At 44.4% G+C, this 11,574-nt stretch carries 8 protein-coding genes and 2 riboswitches; of the genes, 7 read left to right on the forward strand and 1 reads right to left on the reverse strand.

Annotation, left to right across the window (positions count from 1 at the left end):
- Positions 1-55 precede the first annotated feature (55 nt).
- The 7 genes from ACTHPA_RS13685 (at position 56) to ACTHPA_RS13715 (ending at position 10,093) form a co-directional block, all read left to right on the forward strand.
- The gene (locus ACTHPA_RS13685) at positions 56-1,525 is read left to right on the forward strand and encodes a nicotinate phosphoribosyltransferase (RefSeq protein ID WP_440500978.1); all 1,470 of its coding nucleotides are present in this window, start codon (positions 56-58) and stop codon (positions 1,523-1,525) included.
- Between the two features lie 13 nt (positions 1,526-1,538).
- On the forward strand, positions 1,539-2,363 hold the full coding sequence (gene nadE, locus ACTHPA_RS13690; RefSeq protein WP_440500979.1) for an ammonia-dependent NAD(+) synthetase: 825 nt from the start codon (positions 1,539-1,541) through the stop codon (positions 2,361-2,363).
- Positions 2,364-2,584: 221 nt separating this feature from the next.
- Complete coding sequence (locus tag ACTHPA_RS13695) at positions 2,585-3,535, forward strand: AAA family ATPase (protein ID WP_440500980.1); 951 nt, start codon at positions 2,585-2,587, stop codon at positions 3,533-3,535.
- On the forward strand, positions 3,532-4,743 hold the full coding sequence (locus ACTHPA_RS13700) for a DUF58 domain-containing protein (RefSeq protein WP_440500981.1): 1,212 nt from the start codon (positions 3,532-3,534) through the stop codon (positions 4,741-4,743). The genes ACTHPA_RS13695 and ACTHPA_RS13700 overlap by 4 nt, the downstream gene beginning before the upstream one ends.
- The gene (locus ACTHPA_RS13705) at positions 4,743-6,938 is read left to right on the forward strand and encodes a DUF4129 domain-containing transglutaminase family protein (RefSeq protein WP_440500982.1); all 2,196 of its coding nucleotides are present in this window, start codon (positions 4,743-4,745) and stop codon (positions 6,936-6,938) included. Before ACTHPA_RS13700 ends, ACTHPA_RS13705 begins: the two co-directional genes overlap by 1 nt.
- 31 nt (positions 6,939-6,969) lie before the next feature.
- Positions 6,970-7,071: riboswitch (purine riboswitch) on the forward strand.
- A 107-nt stretch (positions 7,072-7,178) separates the two neighbouring features.
- Positions 7,179-8,522, forward strand: a complete 1,344-nt coding sequence (gene guaA / locus ACTHPA_RS13710) for a glutamine-hydrolyzing GMP synthase (protein WP_440500983.1) — start codon at positions 7,179-7,181, stop codon at positions 8,520-8,522.
- Positions 8,523-8,624: riboswitch (purine riboswitch) on the forward strand.
- Between the two features lie 134 nt (positions 8,625-8,758).
- On the forward strand, positions 8,759-10,093 hold the full coding sequence (locus ACTHPA_RS13715) for an NCS2 family permease (protein ID WP_440500984.1): 1,335 nt from the start codon (positions 8,759-8,761) through the stop codon (positions 10,091-10,093).
- Between the two features lie 468 nt (positions 10,094-10,561).
- Here ACTHPA_RS13715 and ACTHPA_RS13720 read toward each other — a convergent pair.
- On the reverse strand, positions 10,562-11,574 hold a 1,013-nt coding region (locus ACTHPA_RS13720), incomplete at its 5' end, for an IS110 family transposase (protein ID WP_440500986.1).

Genomic DNA, 11,574 nt, shown 5'->3' on the forward strand with positions numbered 1-11,574 from the left:
GGGTAAATAGTGTATACTGTACCTATCAGAAGAATTCGGAAGAAGGAGATTTGGCATGAGTTCGAAATACGCAGATGACAGTTTGGCATTACATACAGATCTTTATCAAATTAACATGATGGAATCGTATTGGGCGGATGGCATCCATGAACGGAAAGCGGTTTTTGAGCTATACTTTAGAAATTTACCGTTTGGAAATGGTTATGCAATCTTTGCAGGGCTTGAACGGATCCTTGATTTTTTGAAGGGATTCCATTTTAGTGAAAGCGATTTGACCTATTTAAGGGAAGAGCTTGGCTACCAGGATGATTTTCTTGATTATTTGAAAGAAATGCGTTTCACTGGCGATGTTTATTCGATGAAGGAAGGGGAACTTGTATTTGCAAACGAACCGATTCTTCGCGTGGAATCGACATTGGCGGAAGCTCAGCTGATCGAAACTGCGTTACTCAATATCGTTAATTTCCAAACACTCATCGCAACGAAGGCTAGTCGTATTAAGCAAGTCGTCAAAGATGAAGTTGTCATGGAGTTCGGGAGCAGGCGCGCCCATGAAATGGATGCAGCGGTTTGGGGAGCACGAGCAGCTGTCATCGGAGGAGTGGAGGCGACAAGCAATGTCCGTGCAGGAAAACGTTTTGGGATTCCGGTTGCTGGCACACATGCCCACTCTTTAGTACAAGCGTACCGGAGTGAATATGAAGCATTCCATTCGTACGCGAGACGTCATAAGGACTGCGTATTCCTCGTCGATACGTATAATACTTTGAAAATCGGCATCCCGACAGCAATTCAAGTCGCGAAAGAGCTCGGTGATAAGATCAATTTCGTCGGTATCCGACTCGATAGCGGGGATATCGCTTTCCTCTCGAAAGAAGCTAGGCGCATGCTCGATGCTGCTGGTTTCGAAGATGCGAAAATTGTTGTGTCGAACGATTTGGACGAGTACACGATCTTGAACTTGAAAGCGCAAGGAGCGAAAGTAGATGTTTGGGGCATCGGCACAAAGCTGATCACGGCTTATGACCAACCTGCTCTTGGGGCGGTCTATAAAATTGTCTCCATCGAGAATGATAATGGTGAAATGGAAGATACAATCAAGATTTCATCCAATGTCGAGAAAGTGACAACGCCTGGTCAGAAAAAGCTTTATCGCATTATTGATCGTGAGAATGGCAAAGCGGAAGGCGATTACATTACGATGCACGACGAAGACCCGACAGTTGAAAAAAGGATTAAAATGTTCCATCCTGTTCATACGTTCATTTCCAAATTCGTGACAAACTTCGATGCCGTAAATTTGCATACGAAAGTCGTCGAAGGCGGGAAAGTGATTTACAAAAATCCTACATTGAATGAAATGCGACAATTCGCCCACGAAAATTTGGATCTATTATGGGATGAATATAAACGGTCCTTGAATCCGGAAGAATATCCGGTCGATTTGAGCCAGAAATGTTGGGATAATAAAATGCGCAATATCCGTGAAGTGCAGGACATGGTGGATGAGTACTCAATGAGATGAGGAGGTGCGGACAATGACATTCCAAGAACAGGTCATTGCGGAACTGAAAAGCATGCCGTCAATTGATCCGAAAGAGGAAATCCGCAAATCGATTGATTTCATGAAGGAATATGCAGTGAAAAATACATTTGTGAACGGCTTCGTTCTCGGTATTTCGGGTGGGCAAGATTCCTCGCTCGTCGGAAGGCTTGCGCAGATGGCCGTTGATGAATTGAATGAAGAGAACGATACGGATCGCTATAAGTTCATCGCCGTTAGATTGCCGTACGGAAAACAATTTGATGAAGATGATGCGCAGGATGCACTTGATTTCATCAAACCTTCCTTGCTCTATACGGTCGATATTAAAGAGGCGGTCGATGCAAGCGAAAGAGCGTTGAAGAAAGCGGGAATCATCATTTCCGATTATACAAAAGGGAATGAGAAAGCTCGGGAGCGGATGAAAGTCCAGTATTCGATCGCAGCATCGCATAGCTGTGTCGTTCTCGGAACCGACCATGCGGCGGAGGCAGTGACAGGATTCTACACAAAATTCGGTGACGGCGCAGCTGACCTCATGCCAATCTATCGCTTGAATAAGAGGCAAGGCCGTCAGCTCATGAAAGAGCTCGGATCCCCGGTGCATTTATATGAAAAAGTGCCGACTGCAGACCTCGAAGACGAAAAACCAGCATTGCCTGACGAAGTTGCGCTTGGCGTCACATATGAGGAGATTGATGACTTCCTGGAAGGGAAACCGGTCTCGGACAAAGCTCTTGAAACGATCGAAAAGCATTATAAACGGTCGGAACATAAACGACATATGCCGATTACGATATTCGATGATTTTTGGAAATGAATTTCAATAGCTCGCGAAATATACAGATGAAGGAATGCACGAAGCTTTCCTTCATCTGTTTTTATGCGTATTTTTGTCATATCTTGTTTAGTAGTGTTTTCAATAGGTTGTAGCCTATTCGTTATTACGGTATTATAAAGTTACATTTTGTAAATTTTCGGACATGTTTCTGTTAAATTATGGGCACGTTATAGAGAGAAGCTGGAATGGGAGGAAAAAGAATGACTTACGCACAAGTGATCGACAAAGTTCTTTCGAATATAGATAAGGTAATGATCGGAAAGCGGGATATCGCGGAGCTGAGCGTCACCGCCTTGCTTGCAGGCGGCCATGTCTTGTTGGAAGACGTGCCGGGAGTAGGGAAGACAATGATGGTAAAGGCGCTTGCAAAATTGATCGGCGCCTCTTTTAAACGTATACAGTTCACACCGGATTTATTGCCATCTGATGTACTTGGCGTCTCGATCTACAACCCGAAGGAAATGGAATTTGAATTCAGACCGGGGCCGATTGTCGGGAACATCGTTCTAGCTGATGAAATCAACCGGACGTCTCCAAAGACGCAAGCCGCATTACTCGAGAGCATGGAGGAATCCTCCGTAACGGTGGATGGGGAAACGATCCGAATCCCGCAACCGTTTTTCGTCATGGCGACACAGAATCCGATTGAATATGAAGGGACGTATCCATTGCCGGAAGCGCAGTTGGACCGGTTCCTCTTCAAATTGAAAATGGGATATCCAAAACGAGGCGAAGAAATTGAAGTTCTTTCCAGAGCAGAAAAATCGGTGCCGATTGAGCAGTTGGAAACAGTCCTCTCGATTCACGAACTAGCGGAGCTCCAACAAGCAGTGAAAGAAGTGACTGTCGATCATACAATCAAAACGTATATCGTCGACTGTGCATCGGAAACCCGTAACAATGCCCATGTCTATCTCGGCGTGAGTCCGCGTGGATCCCTCGCGCTCATGAAATCCTGCCAAGCATATGCGCTCATTAAAGGAAGAACGTATGTAACGCCCGATGATGTGAAATATTTGGCACCATTTGTATTTGGCCATCGGATGATCCTTCGTTCAGAAGCGAAGTACGAAGGGATAACTGCAAATGAAATTGTCGAACGGATCCTTACACGGGTAAGTGTGCCGATCGACCGGGTTGGTTTGAAATGAGTAAAGGGAAAAGATTGCTATCGATGACTGGCCGCTTCGTTTTCATCGTCGGCCTTTTCTTTTCCGTCTATGTTTTTGCGATGTTCCAAGGCGGCAAAGTGAGTTGGACGATTTTCTATATGCTTACTCCTTTCCTGTTGTATTCAATCGCTTTATTCGTTTATCCGATGAATAATATAAAAGCTGAACGCCTTATCCGGACAAAAACGATTGAGAGTGGAGGGAAGCTCGCCGTTACGGTTAAACTTACGCGGACATTTCCGTTCCCTTTGTTATACACAGTCGCGATTGAAAAGTGGGCGGACCCTGCTATGGAGTTGAAAACGAAAAAACTTTCAAAACATATTTTCCTATTCGGTTTCAAAAAAAGTGTGGAATTCTCGTATGAGATCGATAAGCTTCCAAGAGGGGAGCATATTGTAGAAGGCATTGAAATAGAAGTCTCCGATTTTTTTGGTTGGATCCAAAAGCGGGCATTTCTGGAATTGAAAGATGTCATTCTTGTTTATCCGAATACGACGTCAATCAAATACGTACCGATCAACGCTCAATACGACCGCGGATCACTCGTGTCCCCGTTCTCGCTTGTGAAAGATACAACGATGGCGACAGGAGTAAGGGATTACCAGGCCGGTGACCGGGTCACTTGGATCCATTGGAAGTCATTCGCCCGTACGCAAAATCTCATGACGAAAGAATTTGAAGATCGACAGTCGGAAGATATTATTGTCCTGCTGGACGGAAGGGAGTCAAACCTTTTCGAAGAGCAGGTGGAGCTTGCGGCCTCCATTGTTGAAGAGGCGACAAACCATCAGGCGAATATCGCTTTTGCTTCCGTAGGTGCAGAGACGGTTATGTTTCCGTTCATCCATTCATCAGACCAGTTGCAAGATGTTTTTGTACATTTAGCTAAAGTTAGACCGGTTGTTGAAGAAGAAGTACAGCCGCTATCGTCTACACTTGAAGCATCTGCTGGCAGTATAGTTATTGTGACAAGCCATCCTGATTGGGCATTCCTCCAATCGATGATGAGCTTCGTAAAAAATACAAGATCGGTCATCTGTTTTGTGCTCGTTGACACGGAGATTGCCTTGCCCTTGCCTACACAGCTGCAAGAGCAAATTAGATACGCGAAGGCAAAAGGGATCACAATTCATGCACTTAGCAGAAAGCAGTTTGCGCAAGCATTTAAGGAGGTGGCTAGTTAATGAATGAAGGAAGAACGGATATGCGTTTCCTTATACTTATGTATGTGCTGGCTTTCGTCCTGCTTTGGGAATGGCTCTTGCCTGTCATTGAATTGACCGATACGGAATATATATCGGTCTTCCTTTATTTCATCGCTATCTCCTTCCTGTTTGGGTTGCTCAAGATGAGATGGTGGCTATCCGTTCCGCTGAAGATTATCTATCTATTTTGGTCTCTTCACTATGTGTTTTTCAAAACTGCCATTCTATCGAAAGAAACAGTCGCAATGCTTATGAACGATCTGTTATCGAATATCGGAATTATCGCCGCGTGGAATTGGGAGGGCATTACGAATCCATTCCGGACGGTCCTCTTTTTCGTTCTGTTATGGATGACGATATATTTGATACGCCATTGGATCGAAGTGCGGAAAAGTATTCTCCTTTTCTATGCAATGACAGTCATCTTCATCGCTGTTTTGGATACGTTCAGCTCCTACTCGGCGGACGGGGCGATTTTTAGGATTATGGTATCGGGGCTATTATTGATTGGATTGCTGACGATTTCCCGAATTTCCGATCGCCATGGACGGAAAATGAACACAGGAATGTTCGCCGCTTTTTCCCTGCCACTGTTATTCGCGGTTATTTGCAGCAGCGCATTCGCGAGTTTCATGCCAGAACGGGGGCCGGTATGGGCTGATCCTGTCCCTTTCTTGAAATCGATCGTCCAAGGAGAGGGGATCGGCAGCGGCAGTGTCGTTTCGAAAAGCGGGTATGATACGGACGATTCAAAGTTAGGTGGCGCATTTGCGCAAGACAATACGGTTGTCTTTAAAGCGACCGTTCCTAAGAAGCAATACTGGAAAATTGAAACGAAAAATACGTACACTTCAAAAGGCTGGGAACAGCAATCTGAAAATACAATGCCCGTCAATATTGTCCCAGGTTCATTGCTTGCCTATGACGGTGCAGATAGTTTACTTGAAGAAAACGATTTTCTCCACGCCGAAATCTTTATGAATGAACGACTGCCTTATCTCGTCTATCCTTATGGCACGTCCAAAATTCATACGAGGACAGACGTCGTCTTGCAAAACCGGCAAGACACGGGCCAATTTTGGGTGATGAAGGATGGAGAAGGCACTGAGCTTGATTCATTCGGAATTGACCTCGTTGAGAAGAAATACAGCTTGAAGGCATTGCGCGAAACTTCGATGGATGACTATGCGTTGGAATCCGAGGATTTCAACGAATTTTTGCAGCTGCCTGAGCAATTGCCGGACCGTGTCCGCGAATTGGCGCTTTCTATTACCGGAAATCAGGAGAGCGTTTATGAAAAAGCGAAATCGATTGAACGGTATTTTGGTAGGAACGGATTCGTATATGATCAGCAGAATGTGGCTGTGCCAAAAGGGAATGAAGATTACGTCGATCAATTCCTCTTTGATACGAAACGCGGATATTGCGATAATTTCTCAACGTCCATGGTCGTCATGCTGCGTGCATCCGATATTCCAGCACGCTGGGTAAAAGGCTTCGCTCCAGGTGAAGGAAAAACAAACTCAAGAGGCAAGATTGAATATACGGTGACGAATAATGAAGCGCATTCCTGGGTAGAGGCTTATATTCCAGGTTTCGGATGGATGCCTTTCGAACCGACTATCGGATTTTCGAATACGACGGGAATCGAATATGACTTGGAAATGGATGTAAGTGATCCTGAAATACCTGAAATGCAAGAGCGTGAGAAGCCTGAAGTAGACCGGGCTAAAGCTTCGGAAAAGAAAGATGAAGAGAATAGCTTCGTCGCTTTCTTCGGGAAAACGAACAAGTTCTTGCGTGAAAATGCATGGGTTGGAGTTCTGGGCATTGGAATCATTCTGTTTATTGCCTGGAAAGTTTATCAGCATCGTGGGAAATGGATCCCTAAACTTTTGATCAATGCGTATCGGAAGAAGAAAGCGGATTGGGATTTGTATACAAAACAATATAAAAGTCTTTTGAAACAGCTGGACCGGTTTGGATTTAAACGGACGAACAGCATGACTTTATCCGAATATGCGAAATCGGTGGATTCGCATTTCGGGGGCCGCAGAATGGGACAGCTTACGGAAGCTTATGAAAGAGGTCTTTATGGCGGTTATACAAATCATGAAGATTGGGCAAGCTTGCAGGAAATATGGGAAGATTTAATCAATAGGGCTACCTGTTGATTTTTAATCATCAGAAGCGTAAGATGAGAAAAAAGAACAACCGATATGCCCTCATATATGTCCGATAATATGGTTCGGACGTTTCTACCAGGCCACCGTGAATGGCTTGTCTATGAAGGCAGGACAGCCATGTCTGTTTCTGCCTGCAGTAGAATGTTGAGACGCGTGGAAAGAAGGACTTTCTTACGCGTCTTTGCTGATTTATGAGGCTTCGGAATTTAATTGGAAGAGGTGGATCAATTGTCGACAGCTCCTTTATTAATCGAACAGGAAAAAATTGTCGTTCTGGATCTCGGTAGTGCATATAACCAACTAATCACACGCACGATCCGTGAGTTGGGGGTTTACAGTGAATTGCATCCTCATACCGTTACAGCTGAGGAAATTCAAAACATGCAGGCTGTCGGAATTATTTTGTCTGGCGGATCCAAAGATGCTGGGCTTAGCGTCAATCCTGAAGTGCTCAACTTAGGCATCCCTGTACTTGAGATAGGCTCAAACGGCAAATCAATTGCATTTGCAAAAGAAGAAAAATATCCGTATAACGAGCAATCTCATCCGGAAGTAGGACAACCGGAGGATGTAAAAGAAATGTTACGTCATTTTGCTTTTGAAATTTGTAAAGCAAAAGACAGTTGGACGATGAAAAGCTTTATCGATAGCGAAGTCGAAAAAATCCGTTCTCAAGTAGGCGACCGGAAAGTCCTTTGCGCACTTAGCGGCGGCGTTGATTCATCGGTTGTAGCGACATTAATCCACCGTGCAATCGGCGACCAGCTCACTTGCATATTTGTTGACCACGGACTGCTTCGAAAAGGTGAAGTGGAAAGCGTTGTTGAAACGTTCAGCAATAAATTCCACATGAACTTCATTAAAGTAGATGCTCGCAAACGCTTTTTGGACAAGCTGAAAGGTGTCACTGATCCGGAACAAAAACGGAAAACGATTGGCAGTGAGTTCATCTATGTATTCGACGAAGAAGCTGCGAAGTTGGAAGGAATTGACTTCCTTGCGCAAGGTACGATTTACGCAGACATCATCGAAAGTGGAACAGCAACGAATGAAGTGATCAAATCCCACCATAACGTCGGCGGATTGCCAGAGGACATGGAGTTTGAATTGATTGAGCCATTGAAAGCACTATTCAAAGACGAAGTGCGTGCTGTAGGGGCAGAGCTAGGCTTGCCTTCTGACATCGTTCATCGCCAGCCGTTCCCTGGTCCTGGCCTTGGTGTTCGGGTGCTTGGGGAAATTACGGAAGAGAAACTTGATATCGTCCGTGAAGCCGACTGGATTCTCCGTGAAGAGATCGCGAAAGCCGGACTTGATCGGGAAATCTGGCAATACTTCGCAATCTTGCCGGACATCCGCAGCGTTGGAGTAAGGAATGAAAAACGTTCTTACGACTATGCAGTCGGTTTGCGTGCAGTGCATTCCGTAGACGGCATGACAGCGGATTGGGCACGCATCCCTTGGGACATTCTTGAAAAAATCAGTACACGAATCACATCGGAAGTCGATCACGTAAACCGCGTGGTCTACGATATTACTGCAAAACCACCAGGCACAATTGAGTGGGAATAAATAAAAATTGAATAACTGCATCGTATATCTTTGGGGATATGGCCCAAAAGTCTCTACCAGAACGCCGTAAATGTTCTGACTACGATGATTGAATTAAAGCGGAAATCGTTTTAATTTGGTTGTCATGGGGAAGTATGCGAGTAAGTATCGTATACTTCCTTTTTTTGTTGTTAAAATGGATTTCCGAACTGTTCAAGGATCACCATTATTTAAAATTACATAAAAGGACGGTTATCATGAAGAAATACTTTGAGTTTGAAAAGCTTGGAACGAATTATCGGAGGGAAATCATCGGGGGACTTACTACTTTTCTTGCGATGGCATATATACTGGCAGTCAATCCGATCATGCTTTCATTGGAAGTAGTGCCTGATCTACCTGATGCTATGCGAATGGATAAAGGCGCTGTTTTCGTTGCCACTGCATTGGCAGCAGCAGTCGGTTCGCTATTTATGGGTCTAATCGCAAAATATCCTATCGGTTTGGCTCCTGGTATGGGATTGAACGCATTCTTTGCATTCACAGTTGTGCTCACATACGGAATTCCGTGGCAAACAGCTTTGACAGGCGTATTATTCTCTGGACTTATCTTTATTATCTTATCTTTATCGGGATTACGTGAACTGATTATCAATGCAATACCATCTCAATTGAAACTTGCGGTCGGTGCGGGTATTGGTCTTTTTATCACCTTCCTCGGTCTGCAAAATGCGAAAATCATCGTCGCCGATCCAAATACGCTCGTAACACTTGGCGATTTGTCTGCTGGACCTACATTGCTTGCCATCTTCGGTTTGGTCGTCACTGTCATTATGATGGTACGGAAAATTAAAGGAGCTATATTTTATGGAATGATTTTGACGACAATCTTAGGAATGATCGTCAGCTTGATCGATCTTCCGACGAAGGTAGTCGACAAAGTGCCGTCCGTTGCCCCAACATTCGGTGCAGCATTTGAAGCGCTCTTCAACGATCCCGCATCATTAATGACAACCCAATTTCTAGTCATCGTCATCACTTTCCTATTCGTCGACTTTTTCGACACAGCAGGAACACTAGTAGCCGTGGCTACACAAGCGGGTCTAATGAAAGACGAAAAATTACCACGTGCCGGAAAGGCATTGCTTGCCGACTCGCTCGCGACAGTAACTGGCTCGATTTTCGGAACGTCGACAACGACTTCTTATATCGAATCGACAGCAGGCGTGGCAGCTGGTGCAAAAACCGGATTTGCTTCTATTGTTACAGGTGTGCTATTCCTATTAGCGTTATTCTTCTCTCCATTATTGTTTGTCATTACTCCCGAAGTGACTGCACCCGCACTTATCATCGTTGGAGTATTGATGGTATCGACACTTGGGAATATCGAATGGACAAAATTTGAAATCGCAGTACCTGCATTTTTCACAATCATTGCGATGCCATTGACATATAGCATCGCAACAGGTATCGCAATCGGATTCATCTTCTACCCGATTACAATGCTGCTGAGCGGAAGAAGAAAAGAAATCCATCCGATCATGTACGGTTTATTCATTTTATTCATTTTGTATTTTATCTTTATTAAATAAAGTAGAGATTAATAAAGAAGTAATTGCATAGTAAATGGAACGGTTCCTATGGGCCCGTTCATGACTGTAGACAAATTCCAGAAGTTTTGGCGTTTGTCTACAGTTTTTTACATTATAATTGAATTAACTAGTGAAGATTGATTTGCGCTACGGACGGACGCTTTCCTTACCTGCAGTCAAGTGTTTTAATAATTTCTTTTTAGCTTTGAATGAATCAGAGATGTATATTTATGTCAACAGGCTGTTGCTTTCCGTTCCGGCGCTCGCTTTCCGCGGGCATGGCTTGAGCCTCCTCGGTCGCAAAAGGCGTGCGCCCTGCGGGGTCTCAAGGCTCATGCTATTCCCGCAGGAGTCGGCGCCTGCACTCCAAGCAACAGGTGCTTCCAAAATAAAAATGAGTATGCCAAATAGCCCTGACGAATATTTGTTTTTTCGTAAGGTCATATGTGCTATAGTGAAGCTATCCTGTTACGAAGCTTTGGCTGATTCGTAATGATACAGGACGTCATGTTGGATAAGGTGAAATGCGACTTTCAGGAACTTATTCACACATGCGATTACCGCAACCTTATGAGGCTTACTCTGAGGTTGCTTTTTCAATTGATCATAATAATCCACGATTGTGTTTTTAGTCTTTGCCCGCAAGGAGATCATCGACATCACCATGAAATAAAGGATTTTCCTCAATCTTCGATTTCCCCGTTTATTAATCCGGTCCTGGTACTGGAGCTTGCCCGATTGGTGTCGTTGAATATCAATCCCTGCGTATGCATTGATCTGTTTTGGATTCTTGAAGCGTCGAATGTCACCTAATTCACCGATGATTCTTACAGCTGTAGTTTCTCCGATTCCCGGGAACGACACGAGCACTTGGAAATCCACTCTTTCCTTTGATAATTCCACCATCTGTTTGATGATATCTTTTTTCTGATTTACTAGGTCCACGATACGTTTTGCATAGTGCCTTAAATGTTCGCAACGTACGTCCTTCGGACCAATAGCCGAATATGAGTTTTTCCCAGCGGCAATCAGTAGAACTGCTTTCTCCTCCGCTTTTTGAGTAGATATGATCTTACGGGTTGCCCTTTTGATCTGGCTGCCCAACTCCTCCCTTGAAAGCTTATGTAAACATGCCGGGTGCGGATAAAGCTGCACGATATTTAAAAACATGGCTGAGTTTTTCGAAAACACCTTTTCAAACAATGGAAAGCTTAATTGTAGGAAAGCGTGTAAGCGATTGTAGTTATGCCTGATCTCCTTTTCTAGATCATCATAGTAGCGTCCCAGTGCCCGCATCTGTTCAAAGTAGTCTTCTTGTACATAGGTTTCCTGCCTATCTGATTTAAAATGGGATTTGGCCAGTTCATGGGCATCACTACTATCTGTCTTATGCCGGCGCATGGAAGCCATCTGAAGCTTAGCCTCCAACGGATTCAGGCGGATGTAGGGATAATGTTGTTTTTGTAGAAATCCTTCTAAAC

It is taken from the genome of Sporosarcina sp. SAFN-015, assembly GCF_051966875.1.
Taxonomy (GTDB): Bacteria; Bacillota; Bacilli; order Bacillales_A; family Planococcaceae; genus Sporosarcina.